This is a genomic window from Paenibacillus sp. Root52 (assembly GCF_001426865.1).
Lineage (GTDB): Bacteria > Bacillota > Bacilli > Paenibacillales > Paenibacillaceae > Paenibacillus.
In genome coordinates, this window is record NZ_LMFO01000034.1 from 215,706 (window position 1) to 234,044 (window position 18,339).

At 48.0% G+C, this 18,339-nt stretch carries 12 protein-coding genes; 9 read left to right on the forward strand and 3 right to left on the reverse strand.

Annotated features, from left to right (window positions below; genetic code table 11):
• Positions 1-5: 5 nt before the first annotated feature.
• Positions 6-1,835 (reverse strand): cache domain-containing sensor histidine kinase, encoded by a 1,830-nt coding sequence (locus ASD24_RS29710; RefSeq protein WP_056704111.1) that lies wholly within the window; start codon positions 1,833-1,835, stop codon positions 6-8.
• Between the two features lie 140 nt (positions 1,836-1,975).
• Between ASD24_RS29710 and ASD24_RS29715 the strand changes: the two genes are divergently transcribed.
• The 5 genes from ASD24_RS29715 (at position 1,976) to ASD24_RS29740 (ending at position 8,804) form a co-directional block, all read left to right on the forward strand.
• Positions 1,976-2,857 (forward strand): carbohydrate ABC transporter permease, encoded by an 882-nt coding sequence (locus ASD24_RS29715; RefSeq protein WP_056704114.1) that lies wholly within the window; start codon positions 1,976-1,978, stop codon positions 2,855-2,857.
• Positions 2,858-3,694: a carbohydrate ABC transporter permease gene (locus ASD24_RS29720; protein ID WP_056704116.1), complete on the forward strand. Its 837-nt coding sequence runs from the start codon at positions 2,858-2,860 to the stop codon at positions 3,692-3,694.
• A 718-nt stretch (positions 3,695-4,412) separates the two neighbouring features.
• The gene (locus ASD24_RS29730) at positions 4,413-5,711 is read left to right on the forward strand and encodes an ABC transporter substrate-binding protein (RefSeq protein ID WP_056704121.1); all 1,299 of its coding nucleotides are present in this window, start codon (positions 4,413-4,415) and stop codon (positions 5,709-5,711) included.
• A gap of 469 nt (positions 5,712-6,180) precedes the next feature.
• A complete protein-coding gene (locus tag ASD24_RS29735) occupies positions 6,181-6,747 on the forward strand; it encodes a TetR/AcrR family transcriptional regulator (RefSeq protein WP_056704124.1) in 567 nt (188 codons plus the stop codon).
• 65 nt (positions 6,748-6,812) lie between these two features.
• Positions 6,813-8,804 carry an alpha/beta fold hydrolase gene (locus ASD24_RS29740; RefSeq protein ID WP_056704128.1) on the forward strand — a complete coding sequence of 664 codons (1,992 nt, stop codon included), beginning with the start codon at positions 6,813-6,815 and terminating at the stop codon, positions 8,802-8,804.
• Between the two features lie 437 nt (positions 8,805-9,241).
• On the opposite strand, the gene ASD24_RS29745 is transcribed toward ASD24_RS29740, so the two are convergent.
• Entirely contained in the window at positions 9,242-11,221 is a 1,980-nt protein-coding gene (locus ASD24_RS29745; RefSeq protein ID WP_056704130.1) for a methyl-accepting chemotaxis protein, read from the reverse strand.
• 535 nt (positions 11,222-11,756) lie between these two features.
• Here ASD24_RS29745 and ASD24_RS29750 point away from each other — a divergent pair.
• Together ASD24_RS29750 and ASD24_RS29755 are read left to right on the forward strand one after the other, a co-directional pair.
• On the forward strand, positions 11,757-12,188 hold the full coding sequence (locus tag ASD24_RS29750) for a chemotaxis protein CheW (RefSeq protein ID WP_056704132.1): 432 nt from the start codon (positions 11,757-11,759) through the stop codon (positions 12,186-12,188).
• A 261-nt stretch (positions 12,189-12,449) separates the two neighbouring features.
• Positions 12,450-15,662 carry a DEAD/DEAH box helicase gene (locus ASD24_RS29755; protein ID WP_056704135.1) on the forward strand — a complete coding sequence of 1,071 codons (3,213 nt, stop codon included), beginning with the start codon at positions 12,450-12,452 and terminating at the stop codon, positions 15,660-15,662.
• 272 nt (positions 15,663-15,934) lie between these two features.
• On the opposite strand, the gene ASD24_RS30525 is transcribed toward ASD24_RS29755, so the two are convergent.
• A complete protein-coding gene (locus tag ASD24_RS30525; RefSeq protein WP_156395589.1) occupies positions 15,935-16,264 on the reverse strand; it encodes a hypothetical protein in 330 nt (109 codons plus the stop codon).
• A 61-nt stretch (positions 16,265-16,325) separates the two neighbouring features.
• Between ASD24_RS30525 and ASD24_RS30530 the strand changes: the two genes are divergently transcribed.
• Both ASD24_RS30530 and ASD24_RS29765 read left to right on the forward strand, forming a co-directional pair.
• On the forward strand, positions 16,326-16,760 hold the full coding sequence (locus ASD24_RS30530) for a hypothetical protein (RefSeq protein ID WP_156395590.1): 435 nt from the start codon (positions 16,326-16,328) through the stop codon (positions 16,758-16,760).
• A 393-nt stretch (positions 16,761-17,153) separates the two neighbouring features.
• Positions 17,154-18,128 carry a M15 family metallopeptidase gene (locus ASD24_RS29765; RefSeq protein ID WP_056704141.1) on the forward strand — a complete coding sequence of 325 codons (975 nt, stop codon included), beginning with the start codon at positions 17,154-17,156 and terminating at the stop codon, positions 18,126-18,128.
• Positions 18,129-18,339 lie beyond the last annotated feature (211 nt).

The window sequence follows — 18,339 nt, forward strand, 5'->3', positions numbered from 1 at the left end:
GCTGCTCACTCTCCCGCGTAAATTTTAACGATGATCTGCACGCCATGTGGCTCCCTATTGCGGATATCTATCATTGCCGGGTGTTCTGCAGAGGAGTTGAGCCGCAGTCTTTGACCGACGTTACGGAGCCCAATGGACTCGTTCTCGTCTGTCTCTTTTCCTACGATCTCTGATGTGCTTAATTCCTCGCGGAACCATTCCCGGATCTCGATAAGCTTCTCCTCCGGAATCGACGGACCGTTGTTCTCTAGATGAATTTCAACCCAATGATCGGTTGTCAGATGACTATGAATGCTGATATATCCCTTGCCAGGTTGAACATCAGCTCCATGCTTGAAATAATTCTCAATCAGCGGCTGAAGTGTCATGCGCGGCATCTCCACAGACAGTGTATCCTCGGCAAAATTCAAATTCACCTCTAAGCGTTCACCAAAACGCTCCTGCTGCAGCTCCAGATATAATCGGGCATGCTCGGCTTCTTCCCGCAAAGTTACACAAGTCTGATCTCGCATACTGTAGCGCAACATTTTGGATAAGGAAGAGAGCAGTGCATAAGCTCGTTGTCCTTGCTGTTGAAGCGCAAGTGTACCGATAGATTGGAGCGTATTGTATAGAAAATGTGGATGAATCTGAGCTTGTAAGGCTCTAAGTTGATTGGTTTTGTTGGCGAGTTCAAGTCGATACTCCCTCAAGATCAAGTTATTCACAGTATCCATCATATCTCGAAAATGACGGGCAAGAACGCCGATCTCATCCCGACTTGTTAAGCGGATATCCACATGTAGCCTGCCTGCCTGAATCTGATTCATATAACGCATCAATTGTTTGAGTGGGCCTGTAATTCGAATGGAGATAAACAGTGTAGCCACAATGACCATGATTAGTGCAGTAATTGCGATTAGAGCATTGTTCCACGTTAGCGTGTTCGCTCGTGCATATAACGTTTCATTAGGGATCTGTTTAATAATGGTCCAGTCTGCAAATGAACTACCTATTTGTTGATAGACATACATGGAATGCTCTTGCTCGAAATGACCTGTATTTGTCTGAAAATGTACCTTCCCCGCACGAATATTATTTAATTCAGCGGCAACCTGCTTGTTCAATACAAGGCTATCACTAACCTGTGAATCTCCCTGATAGATGACCTGATTATGACGATCTACGATATAAATCTGTTCCTTCGCTGGGTCATATAGTCGGCTGCTGATCGCCGCAATGCTGTCCATATTAAGATCAATTGACAGTACACCCAGACGTTCGGTTGAAGGGATGTCCATGATAACGCGATGTAGCGTAATCACTGTTCTTGAAGGGTCATCCGCAGAGGCTGCCTTGAATCCATACGTGTGGCTGGCGTGAGCTGATTCGATCCATATATCCTGACGGTTTCCATTCGTCTGTCCATGAAGCGAATCGGAATAAGCCTGCTTACGTTCTTCCCGTTTCGGGAAAGGGTTCGTGATGAGTGTAGACTGATTTGCTGCAAATGAGTGCAAGTAGAGCTGGAATACATCCGGAACCGCCGAACGGATCGTCTGTAGCGTGGTGTACACCTCTGCCACTGCGCGATAATCCCCAGGAATCTTCGCTAGATTGCGTAGAAAATGGGGGTCGTTATACACTGCGAGCGAAGCCCTTGCCGCATTATCGATGTAGTTATTCAGGTTGGTCGATGCCTGATAGATCAGGCGTTTGTTCTCGGCAACGGCCTGTTCCCGCAAGGCTGTCTTGGTCTGAATAAACGTCATGCTCATGGACGCGAGCAGAGGTAGAGTTGTAGCAATCAGCATAAATGCGATCAGTTTGGTACGGATACTATAATATTTTGTCATCGTTGCACCCCTTCTGGTTGCAGGTTAGGAAAGGACAATATTTTCCCCCCAACTGTTCACAAGCATCGGTGTTTCCTTGAGCTTCATTGGGGTTTAATAGACGAAGAGACCAATTTCATCCAATAGAAGGGGAGAACGATATGAAGCATCGGCATTCATCCCAGCTGTTACAGCAGCTTGTGTTCGTGGGTCCCTCCATCGTCTTTTTTATTCTCATCATCGTAGTTCCTTTCCTGCTGGGAACGTACTATTCCTTTACAGACTGGAACGGGGTATCCGCGAGCATTAATTGGGTTGGGTTTGACAATTTCTTGCATATCTTTACGAATGATCCGAAGTTCCAAACTGCGTTCTGGTTCACCGTGCGCTTTACGGTGGTCGGTGTCATTCTGACCAATGTGATTGGTTTTTTCCTTGCATACTTCCTGACCAAACCACTCAAGACGAGAAACATCCTACGTACCATTTTCTTCATGCCTAACGTGATCGGTGGGTTGTTACTCGGCTTTATCTGGCAATTCATATTTGTGAAAGGGTTTTCAGCAGTTGGCGACGTGACCGGGTGGTCCTTCTTCAACCTTCCCTGGCTGGGAGATGAACCGACCGCCTTCTGGGGTATTGTCATTGTATTTGTCTGGCAGACTGCAGGATATCTAATGGTCATCTACATCTCTTCCTTAACCAATGTATCCCCTGACCTGCTGGAAGCGGCTGAGATTGATGGGGCTAGCCGGTGGCAGGTACTGCGCAGCATTATTTTACCGCTCGTGATGCCTGGTGTCACGATCTGTCTGTTCCTTGCCATTTCGTGGTCATTCAAAATGTTCGATCTGAATCTGTCCTTAACCAAAGGTGGACCATTCGGTTCAACCGAGTCCGTAGCCTTGAATATTTACAATGAAGCCTTCGTGAACAATCGGTACGGAATCGGGACAGCAAAAGCACTTATATTCTTCGTAATCGTTGCCATCATCACGATGATTCAGGTACGTCTGACGAAGAGCAAGGAGGTCGAGGCTTAGATGGAAACGAAGAGTAACTACCGGTTAAGTACCATCGCCACTGAGATTGTTATGGTGTTGCTTGGAATTCTGTTTCTGGTTCCGTTCTACTTCTTGTTCGTCAATTCAGTCAAGACATTTGGTGACCTGCTTACCAACTCAGCAGCATGGCCGGAAGTGTTCCAGTGGAGTAACTATGCTAACGCATGGGAAAAAATAAATTTCCCTTCTGCGCTGATGAACTCGCTTATTGTGACCGTAGTGAGTAATCTGCTGCTCGTACTAATCAGCTCTATGGCAGCATACCGGATGGTTCGAAGCAACACCCTGTTTAATCGCATCCTGTTCGGGATGTTTATCGCAGCTATGGTAATTCCGTTTCAGTCTATCATGATTCCACTGGTTACCGTAACAAGTAATCTGGGTCTGATCGACAGTCTAGGCGGCTTAATCATCTGTTATCTCGGATTTGGTGCACCGATGTCGGTCTTTCTCTTCCACGGATTTGTTAAATCGGTTCCGCTTGAGATAGAAGAGGCAGCACGTGTGGATGGAAGCTCCGCTTATGGCGTATTCTTCCGCATTGTATTCCCACTCATGAAGCCGATGTATGTAACCGTCATTATCTTGAACACCCTCTGGATCTGGAATGACTATCTATTGCCATCCCTGATTCTACAGAGCTCGAACCTACGTACGATCCCGATAGCGACCTTTGCGCTCTTCGGTCAATATACGAAGCAATGGGATCTGGCATTACCCGCTCTAGTCCTGGGCATCATGCCAATCATTATTTTCTTCCTGTTAATGCAGAAATACATTATTCAGGGGATTACTGCTGGATCAGTTAAAGGGTAGGTGCGAGGGAGGTCGCTCCGGGATCAGGTGCGCTTTCGATCGCTGTTGCTCCTCGGTGGTCTGAATGTATGAATGCAAGGAAGCCACCGAGTATCAAAGGCGAGCGCTTCGCTTCTCCAGCGCATCCAGATCCCTCCACTCCTGCCTCGCACGAAGGGAGTAGAAGGGGCTATGCCCGCAATCCTTGGGCATAACCCCTGGGAAAGAGAAGGTCAAAAGCAGGCGCCCGAGGGAGGGTCGCTCCGGGATCAGGTGCGCATCCGATCGCTGTTGCTCCTCGGTGGCCTGAATGTATGAATGCAAGGAAGCCACCGAGTATCAAAGGCGAGCGCTTCGCTTCTCCAGCGCATCCAGATCCCTCCACTCCTACCTCGCACGGAGGGAGTAGAAGGGGATTATACCCACAAACCTTGGGCATAACCCTGGAAAGAGAAGGTCAAAAGCGGATACACGAGGGAGATCGCTCCGGGATCAGGTGCGCWTYCGATCGCTGTTGCTCCTCGGTGGCCTGAATGTATAGCTGCCAAGGAAGCCACCGAGTATCAAAGGCGAGCGCTTCGCTTCTCCAGCGCATCCAGATCCCTCCGCTCCTGCCTCGCACGGAAGGAGTAGAAGGGGTTATGCCCGCAATCCTTGGGCATAACCCCTGGGAAAGAATACGGCAAGTCTCGCTATGCGAGGGGCAATTCATTTAAACTACATTAGGGAGAGTGTATGTATGAAAAAAATGACGAAGTTTACGCTGCTCATGCTCATTGCGTTTTCCGTTATGCTTGCAGGCTGCGGGAATGGCGACAAAAGTGGTAGTCCAATTAACACGGATCCGCAAGGCAGCGGAGAAGCCGCTACAGGCGATAAAACAATTAAAATCTTTCAATTCAAAGTGGAAATTGCGGAAGCGCTTAACCGACTCAAAGCCGAATATGAATCAGCCCATCCTGGCGTCAAATTGGATATTCAAACCGTGGGCGGTGGTAGTGACTACGGTGCAGCACTGAAAGCGAAGTTCGCCGCAGGTGAGCAGCCGGATATTTTCAACGTAGGTGGATATCGTGAGCTAGATACATGGCTGGAATACTTGGAAGATCTGTCTGACGAGTCTTGGGCGAAGGATGCGCTGGAAGTAGCGAAGGAGCCTATGATGAAAGACGGCAAGCTCTATGGGCAGCCCCTGGCATTAGAAGGATATGGCTTCATCTACAATAAGGATCTGTTTGCCCAAGCGGGCATCACAGAAATTCCAACGACACTGGAGCAATTGGATCAAGCTGCGCAGAAGTTACAAGCGGCAGGAATCACACCGTTTTCTAACGGATATCAAGAATGGTGGGTACTCGGTAATCATAACGTGAACGTGGCATTTGCCAACCAAACGGATCCGGTAAAATTCATTGCAGGTCTTAATGAAGGAACAGAGAAAATTCCGGGCAACCAAGTGTTTGCAGATTGGATCAACTTGCTCGATTTAACACTGAAGTATAGTAACAAAAACCCGTTGACTACGGACTACAATACTCAAGTCACTCTATTTGCTACCGGTGAAGCTGCGATGATGCAACAAGGAAACTGGACGCAAGTACAGATTGACGGAATTGATCCTAACCTGAACCTGGGTATCTTGCCGATGCCAATTACAAACGAACCGAATGATAAATTGTTTGTGGGTGTGCCGAACTACTGGGTCGTGAACAAGAATTCGCAAGTAAAAGACGAAGCTAAACAATTTCTGGAGTGGCTCGTAACCTCTGATGTGGGTAAACAGTACATGACCAAAGAGTTCAAATTCATCCCAGCATTCAGTACGATTGAAGCATCTGAAGAGGATCTGGGCGATTTGGCTACAGACATTATGAAATACAGTCAGGAGAACAAAACATTAAGCTGGAACTTCAACCGTTTCCCTGAAGGTGTTCCACAAGAATATGGTAGCACGATTCAAGCCTATGTAGCAGGCAAATCAGATAAAGATGGCTTGCTTGATGCCTTGCAGCAAAACTGGGATAGTCTGAAAAAGTAAACAAAGCTATTCTAATGACAATACATGTACGAATTCGCTAAAAATTAAATATTATCCACAGAAAAAGGTTATCCACACCCGTTAACGAAATGAAAAAAAGTAAAAGAATGCACAAAACGCGAGTAAAGCCAGCCAGGATATTGTTTCTGGTTGGCTTTTTCTTGTGATCTGCCGGACAAATAGGAAGAATGTCCATCTAGAACGGACAATAACTCAAATTGTCTTTAGGAAATGTGGATAATCGTAGTAAGGGATTCATACGATTAGGCACATGTTATCCAGTTCATCCACCACATGTGGATATCCTGTGACTAGAAACGACTAGATGTGGATATGTCTAACGAATTTATAGGGTTCACTATTATCTATATTGCATTTTATTGATTAGTACTATATAGTTCTATTTATGAAAGAACAACAACCCAAAACTCAGAATACTCAGTCTACCCGATCTAAGAGCTCAAGTCCATTGAATCGAACAAAAGCGGTGGAAGTCGCCGCAGAGTTGTTTTTGCGCCAAGGCTATAGCTATGTCAGCATGGATGAGGTTGTACGAACAAGCGGAGTATCGAAATCTAACATCTATTATCATTTCAAAAACAAGGAGGAACTGCTGCAAGCGGTTGTACAGCACTGGATCACACAGTATGAGTCGCAGCTATATCTGCTGCTCAGTCAGCACGAGCGGGGAGTCGAGGAACGAATCTATTCGTTTATCTCCATGTTGTCTGCAGGCATTGAAGCACGCAATTATGAGGGGAGCTGCCCCTTTATTACCCTATACATGCAGACACCAGCGAGTGCGCCGGAGGTAAAAGAAAGCATATCACGCTTCTTCCGTGAGATGCAGCCAATGGTCGAAAAGCTGCTGCAGCAAGGGCTTGATCGCGGTGAATTCCGCAAGGGAATTGAACCTCAATCTGCATCTTCACTATTTATTGCAGCGCTAGAGGGTTCGCTAGTTCTTGCAGAGACTGCCCGAGATACGTCGGTGATCGAGCAATCCGTGCGTACATTTTGTCAGATGCTTCGTTAAACGAAGCTCTTTTTTTGAATATAACTAGTACTAAATAGTACTACTAGAGAGGCGGATATATGATAATGGAAACTCGTACATACACAACAGAAATGGGCACAACCGATCATGAAGCTACAACCATTTTACTTACAGGCAGCACTGGATTCATCGGTAAGGAGGCAGTCAGACAACTCATTGATGAAAACTTGAATCTGATCCTGCTTGTACGATCCAAAGTAAAAGCCAAAGTGACACTACAAGCATACGGAATAACGGACTATAGCCGAATTACGTTTGTTCAAGGGGATTTATCCGTTTCGGGACTTGGGCTTAGTACAGAGGATTATAAGCTAGCACTTGGAGCGAATGTCATCATTCATGCGGGTGGAACGATGGATGTGACACTGGAGCGAACGGTAGCAGAGCGTATTTTTATGAATGGGGCTAGGGAGATAGCAGCGCTTGCTGAAGAGATTCATCGTGCACATGGACTAAAACATTTAATCCACGTTGTTGGTTTTATGAGTCCGTATGGGAAAAACGCTACGGAATCAGAGGGTTCTACTGAGGGGAATTCCCTCACTCCATCAGGGAATTGGCGTAGCGCGAGCAGCAACATGATGCATACCGAGAGTGCCTATGAACATATGAAATTCGAAGCAGACGCATATATTCGTCAACACGCGGAGAGGTGTGCCTATCCTCTATCCGTTGTGAACCCAAGTACAGTCGTGGGTGCATATCCAACGGGGGAAACAGAACAAACAGGTGGCATTGGCATGCTTGTACAAGCAATGAGTAAGGGAAGAATGCCGATCATTCCTGGGGGAGCATCTCACTGGTTGCCTCTCATATCCAATGATGTGGTCGCACAAACCATTGTTTATCTATCCAGAGAAGTAGAATCGAACGGAGGTACTTACCCTGTACTATTGCCAAAGGAGGACAGTCCCAATATGAAGGAACTCATTCAACTTATGGCGACAACATTGGACGTACCTTCACCTCGGTGGTCAGCTCCTCTTCCAATGATTCATGCAGCGATGAAGGCTGGTGGAGAACGAATTAGTGGTATCCCGCCAGAGTCCATCTCGTTTATTACGAAGCAGCGTTTTGACTTGGAACAGACGGAGCAGTTATTTCTTCGCATGGGGCAAAAAATACCTAATGTCGTTCCATTACTACCCCATGTCATTGCTGATCTAGACTATCGATTGACTAATCCGATCGTTGCAGCTAAAGCTCTACCTGAAGGTTGGGTGCGGACACGAAAAGGCAATCTAGCGGTGCTTGTCCACGAAGGTCACGGCGAGCCATGGGTAATCATTCATGGATTAATGAGTAGTGCAGATGAAATGTTACCTCTGGGGCAGGCGTTACAGCGTTTAACGGGGAATCCAATTTGGCTAGTGGATCTTGCAGGATTTGGTCGTTCTCCAGCTCTAGGATCGTTGCAAGTGGAAGTGGGTTTTAAAGGTCAGGTTACGGAGGTTGCGGGGGTGTTGAATGAGATATCGGGTCCATTCAGACTCGTTGGGCACTCTATTGGAGCAAACATAGCCGGAGCAGTCCTGCGAGAATATAAACGGGAGAATGTTCAACTGGCTGTGCTACAACCGGTATGGACAGCTTCTGAGGACCAAGTTCAACGGTTGGCCTCTAAGCTACCTAGAAGAATGCTGCAAAAACAACTTTCCCGAATGAGCCCGCGGCGACTAGTGAGGCAATTGAAACGTGCAGACTCCACTACGATAGACGAAACAGCACTTCTAGCATATGCCGAGAGAGTCTCTGCTAGCTTGCGATCGCCTCGGATCGCTGGAGCCAATGCCGATCTTCTTCGCTGGATTCAGCGTCCGGATCGAGCTGTTGTTCCAACCTATGATGAAGCGATAAGAACACTATTCGTGTGGGGTAGGGCAGATACCGGCTACGGGCGTCCGCAGGAGCTTCCGACCTCCTTGAAGTGTGCAGAGCTTCCTTATGGACACCAGTTTCCGATTTTTCATCCACAAGAGACAGCAAGGATACTTGCTGATTGGCAAATAGAGCAGGAATTGAAGACACATGCCTGAACCAAATGGAATCGTATACACAACCTATCCACAATCCGCAGCCCTTCTAGAGGCCGTGTAAATTCTTACGGTAGTTTATCCTACAAATACACAACATATGCACAACATACGAAAGGTTACCCACAGAATTGTGGGTAACTGTACACAGTCTGTGGGTAACTTATGCACAAGATATCCACAATCTGTTGAAAGACAATATATTACAGCCTAATTTACGTCGTTTCTATCGATAACATGCAGATATCCACAGATGCATAAGTATTTAATTTAAGAAAATAAAAAAACCTCCGTTCGGCAAGTGGAAGCCACTGTTGACAGAGGTTTCTTCCATTTGCCTACGAAGGAGTGCAAGTATTTCTAACGCAACATTACATTCATAAATGATATAAATTTATAAATGCCTTTTTACAAGAAATGAACAGAGATAAAGTCTTTATTTATTTAGATTCTGTATTAAAACGACTAACCTCACGTAGTAATTGGTCTGCATGGTCAGACAGAGCTTTGGCTGCAACGGATATGTTGCCAATGGATTGGGATTGTTCCGTTGTGGAAGAAGCGGCTTCCTCGGTAGAGGCGGCACTTTCCTCGGCAACGGCTGCTAGCCCTGTCATAACGTCCGATACTTGAGCGGCACCTGATTTGATTTCGTTCATACCTGTCGTGATCGAGTTGATTTTGTGAATAATCTCATCAATAGATTGGCGAATACGCTCAAAGGATGCTGAGGTGTCTGCCATGGAATCGGATTGCTCCGCACTATTCAGGCGGAATTGTTCCAGTTCGGTCGCACTCTGTTGACCTGCAGCATGTAGATCATTCAATAACTGATCGATTCCAGCTACAGACTGAGAGGATTGTTCTGCAAGCTTACGCACTTCACCAGCGACTACAGCGAAGCCTTTGCCATGCTCTCCAGCGCGTGCAGCCTCAATGGAGGCATTCAATGCCAATAGATTAGTTTGGGCTGCGATGTTCTGAATACTACTGGTAATGACTGAAATTTCGTTAAGCTTACTCAATAACAATTGATTGGACGTTTCCACTCGATTGGTTGATTCATGTCCTGCTTGAGAGAGATCATTCTGCCTTGCGATCGCATCGTTTCCGCTCTCCATCGCATGATTCACGTCCAGAATGGTTTCGGATGCTTGGCGTGCCTCGTCTGTAATTTGATCAATCACTTGATTGATGCCTGATACCATCTCAGCTCCGGCTTGAATGGATTCGGCTTGTTCGCCTGCACCTTTGGCAATTTCATCAATAACGGTTGAGATCTGCCCCGCAATTTCATTACTACCCGATGCATCCTTAAACATCGTCTGAGAGGAAGATTGCACTTGTTGTGCAGACTGATCGACCTGTTGAATTAGGCTGCGAAGTGAAGATGACATCTCATTGAAGGATGCTCCGAGCTGAGCAATCTCATCTTTTCCTTTGACGGAAACCTGCACGGTGAGATCACCTGCGGCCAATTGTTGTGCACTGTTTTTCATCGCAATCAAAGGCTTAATCGTTTTTAAGGCTAAGAAATAGGCAAGAGCAGCCAAAATTAGAGTAAAGATCACGATAAATGCAATAAACAGTTGTCTCATCTTCGTGAATTCTGCCAAAGCAGCTGATTTGGAGATCGAAGTCGCTGCAATCCAATTGGTGTTCGGAATTTTCTCATAGTAGATGAGCTGCCGATCATTGTTGTATGTATACTCTGACATTCCACTTGGTTCTGCAAGCATCTTACCTACGACTTCTGTATAGTCACTCTGTTCAGCAAGCGGCGTATTCAGCAGATCATGATTGGGGTGGGAGAGGACCACACCGGTTCGGTCTAGCAAAAAGGTGAATCCATTATCGGTTTCGATGGAACTAATCTCATCTTTGATCGAATTAAGAGAGATATTTTCCGAGATAGCCCCCTGGAAGTTGCCATTTTCATCATGCAGAGGTACCCCGATAAAAATAGATTGTACACCCGCTTGGGTTACATAAGCATCACTGAAAGTAAGCTGATTAGAAGCCTTGATAGCAAGGTACCACGGGCGCTGACGCGCATCGAAGGATGCATCCGGCTGAAAACCTGCACCATCTAGATATGTACCATCCTCAAGTCCAAAATAAATCGTAGCGATATCTTCCTTATTATTTGGCAACTGGAATGCCTGAAGGTGCTCCATGCTAATGTCTTGAAGTGGAACAGTGTCATTGATGACCTTTCCGACGGTTTCAATCACTTTGGCTTGAGTCATCGCCCAGCCGTCGACCTCGGCTACAGCTTTTTGAACGGTGCTCTGCAGCTCATTATCGACCGATTCTGTAGCTTGCTTCTCAATAACGTAGAGAGAGATGTATCCAATGGGTGCTGCCAGCAGGATACAGATAGCGGTGACGATGAAAATGACTTTGGTTTTTAGCGTCATAATATTTACCTCGTTTCTGAAATAACACCCCGGGACTTTAGTCCTTGAACGAATGTTTGAATATACTATGTATATCGTCAATGTTTTGCTGTAATGTTACAGATATGGAGTAGGTAATATGAACCATGCAGGTTACCAAATAAAAAAGGGTAGATTTGTTCTCTCTGCTAGATGGGGAAGAGAGGATTTTGCGGGTGAATGCTAGAATCTCAGATTCATATTACAGGGTAAAATTTCACCTGACCTAGACCGATATAATATGAATAAAGATTAGGGCGTGTCTCAAAACTAGCTGAAGTGCATCTTTTACCGTCTTTTCGCCCCCTGCTGCGTCACTTTCCCTTGACGTGCCCCGGCACGCCTGCGGAAAACTTTCTTGCTTGGAACGAAAATTCGTCAAAATCTGCGTCCTTCGGAGTTTTCAGACACGCCCTAGTTATGCCGAATCACGAAGCCTAGTGAAATTAATTCATCTACAGATGAAGTAGACGATGTAAGGTTCTAAAAATGGAAATGAGAAGGGTCTGAGGGATCTATGGATGAGAACATTCAATATATTAATTTCTCGGTAGGAGAGCAGTTTTTTGCACTTCGGATTGATGAAGTTCAAGAAATCATTAGAATGGTGCCGGTTACAACGGTTCCTTTTGGAAGTCCGGAAATTAGAGGGTTTACTTCGCTATACGGGAAAGTTGTCTCCGTTGTAAGTTTGCGTGTGTTGTTAGGCATGCCGGATCAGGAGGACACTTCTGCCACACGGATTATTGTTGTACCGTACAAAGATGGGTTTGTACCTCTTATTGTAGATACGGTTGATTCTGTCGTAACATATGAACGATTCGAAAAACCTGCGGAAGAACACAAAAGATTCATGAGTGGAGTCTTCAATGAAATCGGGTACGGTGAAGATCATACAGCGGGTATTTTGAACCTTGAAGCGTTGCTGGGCAGCTTAACCCATTCGTAGTCGTTCCAAGGCTGTATCAATTACTTCTTTCCGTTTAGCTCACGTGTAAATACGAAGTTCATTATCTATATTTCATCGTTCAGTGAAGACATGGGTGGTTGATTTCTCTAAATGCTCCTTATCCCCTTTCGGGGGGAAGAGGGGCATTTTTTGCATACCAAACGATGAAAATAAGCAATTTTTATAGGTAAAGGTTTTTAAATCGACTCGTTTTCGTATATGATGGAGAGTAACAATGCGAAGGGATGACGGGAGACTGTAATGATGCAATCGCTGTATGGTGTATGGCTTGGTGACGTGTTTTTTTGTTTTTCCGGTGAAACATCGGAACCACGTGTAGATGCTTGGAGTCACGTGGTCAGACGGCTAAATTTTGGCGACGGGGGTCGTCTATTTCAGCCTGCCGCTCTGCGCCTTGCGGAGTTGCGCTGGCCGAATCCGATGCGTAATGCTGCTGAAGCCAAGGGAACGAAGCGTCGCCAATTACTTGGAAGAACGCTCGAAGGACTGGCAATGTCGCCCAAAGATACATTTAAGCTGTTGCTCCATTGGGATGACAGCATACTGAATGCGGCAGGCATTCAAGCTGGAGAAGAGATTAAATATTGGGTAAAAGCAGCCGAATTTACACAGGAATTGTTGCTGCGTGGAGAGATTGCGCCAGCGGCTGAATTTGCTGCGAAGACAGGAGCGCGTCGGCGCACGGGGCAAGAAACGTTAACCGGTGTATGGCGCCCGCGCTTATTACATGAGGCAGACGTGGAGCGATTCCGAGAATTAGCTGAGGCTATGCCACCAATTGGTCTATCTGCGCCGGGGGCTTACGCTTCTTCTGAACCGGAATCGCGAGAAGAGGCAGGCGCGACTGTCTTATTTTCATTTATGAGCGGCATGGTTCATGCCGTTGTCACAGGTGAGCTGGAGGGCATGGATAGTGAAATGTCACGGTACCGGACGCAATTCCGGCGTGGATCTTCTCCAGTATCAGAGCTGTGGTGGAACAGTTTAATATCGATGTTCCGCCCTGTGACCGTACAGGGAGCGACGGAGGAACTGACTGAATTCATGGAGATAATTCAAGACGCAGGGGGCACATCCATGCCCTTGATGAGAACGGAAGAGATTGCTCCTACAGAAGGTGAAATTAAACTTGTATTACGGCTTGAGCCGCCCCTTGGCGAACTGGAAACATTATGGGGCATTACGTTCTGGGTAGACAGTGTGCAGGAGCCAGGGCTGAGACTGCCCGCTCGTACAATCTGGGCTCATCCAGAGCGTGATTTAGATCGGGGTAAGGTTCAATATGCCGCTATTGCAGAACAGCTGTTAATGGCGCTAGGGTACGCAACGGAGTTGGCTCCAGAGCTTGAGACTGCATTGCTTGAGCCACGTCCTGAAGGGATTAAGCTCTCACAGCAAGCCTTCTTCGAATTTCTAACACATGCCGTACCTCGTTTACAGAAGTCTGGGGTGACGGTACTCATGCCTTCTCGCTGGAGTCGAGCGGGCAAGCGTCGTGCTGGTTTACGTTTACAGATGCTGAATCGTGGCACAGAACAGACGCCGAGCGCTTCATCTGCACTGGGCATGGAACAGCTTGTGGCGTTTAAGGCTGAACCGATGATCGATGGTAAACCAGTGACACCGGAGGAGCTCGCTGCACTGGCTGAAGCGACGGTTCCGTATGTGATGTTCCGCGGTGAATGGATCGAAGTGGATACGAAGGAAATTCGCCAAGTTCTCCGTTACATGAAAAAAGAAGAAGAACAATACATGCCTCTATCTGAATGGCTGCACCTGGCCGCAGAAGAAGGCGAGGATGCCGCATGGAAAGGTCTGTCTGTATTTGGCGCAGAATCGGAAGGTCTGCTCTCCTTCTTACTGGATGGACAGGTGCTACGCAGCATTGAACCACGACAAGTGCCCAAAGAGCTGCATGGAGAGCTTCGTCCTTATCAGGAACGGGGATATCAGTGGTTATCGGCCATGCGTGAGCTAGGGTTCGGCGTATGTCTGGCGGATGATATGGGTCTTGGTAAGACGATTCAGGTCATCACCTGTCTGCTCGACCTGAAGCACGAGGAGCAACAGATCGCCGCGCAGGAAGCGGAAGAGAATGATGGGGAAACATTAGAGACGGGAGCAGATGGCACATCGGAATGGGATGCCGCTGCGTATTCGCAGGGAGTTCATCTACCTGCATTAATTGTGTGTCCAACATCCCTTCTAGGAAACTGGCAGCGGGAACTGAAGCGGTTCGCCCCTGACCTAACCCTCTATATTCATCATGGCGGACAGCGACTGCATGGTGCTGCATTCCAGGCAGAAGCACAGGCGCATGATATCGTGTTAACGACGTACCATCTAGCTGGACGGGATGGGCCTGATCTTGCTTCGCTGCAATGGTCTACTGTGGTGCTGGATGAAGCACAGTATATTAAAAATTATCGTACGAAACAGGCGCAGAGCGTGATGCGTCTGTCTGCTCCTCACCGAATTGCAATGACGGGTACGCCGGTAGAGAACCGGCTGAGCGAGCTGTGGTCCATTTTCCAATTCTTGAATCCAGGGTACTTAGGCACGGCTTCGTCGTTCCGCCAGCGCTATACAGGTACAGGAACCTCGGAAGAGAATGGGGCTTCTCTGCGGGAGCTTCACCGACTTGTGTCTCCATTTATGCTGCGCAGGCTCAAAAGTGATCCGGACATTCGCAAGGATCTACCGGAGAAGCTGGAACTGAAATCCTACTGTTCCCTGACACCAGAGCAGACGGTGCTGTATCAACGTGTTGTTGATGATCTGATGGGTGGATTGGATGGCAGAAATGGCATTGCCCGCAAAGGGATTGTGCTCTCATCGTTGACCAAACTGAAGCAGATCTGCGATCATCCGGTGCTGGCGGACAGCAATCGGAAGGATCACGCCAAAGTGGAGGCATCTGGCAAGATGGAGCGCCTGTTGGAGCTTGTAGACGCCATTCGAGACAACGGAGAGTCTGCATTGATTTTCACGCAGTATGTGGCTATGGGAGAGTTGTTGGTATCACGATTAACACAGCGCTATGAAGAGGAGCCGTATTTCCTGCATGGCGGTGTGTCCAAAATACAACGGGACGAAATGGTCGAGACATTCCAAAAAGGGGAAGGGCCTTCGTTATTTGTCTTATCTCTTCGTGCAGGCGGCGTAGGTCTGAATTTGACGCGTGCAAGTCATGTAATCCATTATGATCGCTGGTGGAACCCTGCGGTGGAGAACCAAGCGACGGATCGGGTGTTCCGGATTGGACAGAACCGTAACGTACAGGTGCATAAGCTGATCTGTCAGGGGACGTTAGAAGAACGGATCGATGAACTGATTGAAAGTAAGAAAGCTCTCTCGGAGCAGGTCGTAGGTTCCGGCGAGAATTGGTTGACTGAAATGTCAGACGATGAGCTGCGTGGACTGATCTCGCTCCAGGGCGAGACATGGTTATAAGAATAAGATGAGACACGACTAGGGCGTGTCTGAATACTCTGAGGGGAACAAATTGTGCCGAATTTTCGTCTCATGCAAGGAAGTTTTACGCAAGCTTGCCGGGGGTAAGTTAAGTGAAACTGACGCAGCAGGGGGAGAAAAGGCGGTGCAAGATGACCTTGAGCGGGTTTTTAGACATGCCCTAATTAAAGGGGGATTGTTGTGAGCGAAAAATGGAATGTCGAGCTGCATATGTCCCCCGTTGGATGGACAGCAGAAGTGAAAGAAAAGGTTCATGCACCAACAACTTCGAAGCCGAAAAAGGCTGATATAGATTCGGGTACAACAGATACGAGGGTCGCTGCATCTGATGCATCTGGGAAGGGTGTAAACCATACTTCCGCAGGTGAAGGTGTGTATACGGTAACTTGCACGCTGCCACAGCTTAGTGAGGCAGCACGTGAGGCGATTTTGGCGGAACTGCGCAAACGTCCGCTAGCGCTGTATGTACTGCTGCGCAGTAGTGCGGCTCCAGCCCAAGCTCCGGTTCCAGCGGAGCTTGCAGCGCTGTTGCCTACCGCGGTAGGCTTCACGCAGTCGGCGGAGCCAACCGCGCAAGCCACGCTCGGCGCTGCCGCCACGTGCAGCTGCGGCAGCCCTGGCTGCGCGCATGTCGCTGCCGCCGTGCAGGCCGCAGCCGCGCGCTACGCGGCCGAGCCGCTGCTGCAGCTAGCGCACGCCGGCTTGCCGCGCGAAGCGCTGCTCGCTGGCGTGCTGGATTCATGGGCGGAGGAACTCGCCCTTGAACCCAGCGGCCCTGGCCGCGCAGCCGAGACGGCTGGCCGCCCGCAGGCGCGGGGCGGCGAAGGCGGCGCTGCCGTCGGCGAGTGGATCGCCGAGGCTGCCGCAGAAGGCGCCATGCACCAGCCAGGGCCGGGCTTCGGCGCTGTGCAGGTGCAGCTGGCGCAGCCGGGCAAGCCGCCGGCAACGCCGGAGCTAACGGCGCTGCTGCCAGGCGTGCCGGCCGTTGCGGGGCTTACGCTGATCCGCGAGCGTGTAGCTGCGCGGATATGGCAGGCTGTCCAGAAGAAGAACAAGGACAGCAAGGCAACCAAGTGATGCAAGGCGTTAAGCGGGGAGATCGTAGATCATCCCTGCTTATTTGTCATGGTCATCGCTTAGGCTTTCATCTTGACACATCTATGGAATTACCAGTGGCCTGCTTGGAGCGACAGCAACTGGGATTAGGCTATAAAAGGCTGAAAAACGGTCTAATATGCAGATCATCCCATCTGGGGTAATAATGAGTTCGGGTGAAGGGAGTCTTTAACGGTGGAGCTTCGCCCGCATATAAGGTATACTGTCGCAGGGGCAGAATGCTGTACATGAAGTATTTCCCTGAACATAACAGATTGCAATATAAAAGGTTGTTCAAAAAGTCCACCTTTGATTACGAAGCAACCGCTCTTTTTGAACAAGCACTATAAAATGGATGGCGATAGGAGTTTTTACATGAAATCACGTACAGGCAGACAACGGAGCATCACAGTGATGCTGTCCTCATTTATATTATGTGGTATGTTGCTATCCGCTTGTCAGGACGGTTCGAGTGCGAATGAGAGCCAGAATCCGAGCACAGCAGGCAACACACAGCAGGAATCGGATGGCACAACCATTCATTTTACAGATGATACGGGAACAGATGGTAGCACTCCTAATGAGGGGCAGGATACCCCAGCTACAGACAGCGGTGAGGACACAGATCGCGGTTCAGATGCAGCGTCAGAAGGAGAGAACCAAGGTTCCTCGGCCGATGGGAATGAAGCGACAGCAGATGATCCTGTGATGCAGGAGCGTAGTGTCAGTGCATTGCAAAATACAATTGATAGTCAATCGGTCGTGACTAATGCAGAGGCGATGACTGTAATCGTCAACAAACAGCGTAGCTTGCCAGAGGGTTATGAGCCGAGTGATCTCGTTGAACCAAATGTGAAGTTTTCTTTTGACGAGCCACATGAGAAGCGGCACATGCGTAAGGAAGCTGCCGGGGCATTGGAGGAGCTGTTTGCAGGTGCAAAAGCGGATGGCATTGAGCTTCGTGCTGTATCTGGCTATCGTTCGTATCAACGCCAAGTATCCATCTACAACAATAATGTCAAAACCAAAGGTGAAGCATATGCTTCGCGTGTAAGTGCCGTACCAGGTCGAAGTGAGCATCAGACCGGACTTGCAATTGATGTATCCAGTCCAAGTGTGGGCAATGTGCTTGAAGAAGTATTTGGATCCTCAAAAGAAGGCCAATGGCTAGATGAGCATGCCGCAGAATACGGTTATGTGATTCGGTATCCTGAAGGCGAGGAGGATGTGACGGGTTATGTTTATGAGCCATGGCACATTCGCTACGTGGGTAAGGAACTAGCGCAAGACATCGTGAAGAGTGGATTAACCCTCGAAGAATACTTTGATGAGGCGAATATCAAGTTGTAATAGTGTAGCTCGTCTAAGTTAGAAGTTTATGTAGTCCTTAAACAAATGATGTAAGCCCCTGTACAAACATGGAATGATCCAATCTTTCCTGTTTGTGTGGGGCTTTTTTTGTTTGACGGATTGTAATATGAAGTGCGACACCCGCTGGAAATAAATAAAAAAATGGCCCATGGCCGGATTCGTGTAGAATGAAGGTTCCTACACCACATTC

Coding starts and splice junctions, on each gene's coding strand:
- ASD24_RS29710 (WP_056704111.1), bottom strand. CDS start 1,835: ATGACAAAATATTATAGTATCCGTACCAAACTGATCGCATTTATGCTG.
- ASD24_RS29715 (WP_056704114.1), top strand. CDS start 1,976: ATGAAGCATCGGCATTCATCCCAGCTGTTACAGCAGCTTGTGTTCGTG.
- ASD24_RS29720 (WP_056704116.1), top strand. CDS start 2,858: ATGGAAACGAAGAGTAACTACCGGTTAAGTACCATCGCCACTGAGATT.
- ASD24_RS29730 (WP_056704121.1), top strand. CDS start 4,413: ATGAAAAAAATGACGAAGTTTACGCTGCTCATGCTCATTGCGTTTTCC.
- ASD24_RS29740 (WP_056704128.1), top strand. CDS start 6,813: ATGGAAACTCGTACATACACAACAGAAATGGGCACAACCGATCATGAA.
- ASD24_RS29745 (WP_056704130.1), bottom strand. CDS start 11,221: ATGACGCTAAAAACCAAAGTCATTTTCATCGTCACCGCTATCTGTATC.
- ASD24_RS29750 (WP_056704132.1), top strand. CDS start 11,757: ATGGATGAGAACATTCAATATATTAATTTCTCGGTAGGAGAGCAGTTT.
- ASD24_RS29755 (WP_056704135.1), top strand. CDS start 12,450: ATGATGCAATCGCTGTATGGTGTATGGCTTGGTGACGTGTTTTTTTGT.
- ASD24_RS29765 (WP_056704141.1), top strand. CDS start 17,154: ATGAAATCACGTACAGGCAGACAACGGAGCATCACAGTGATGCTGTCC.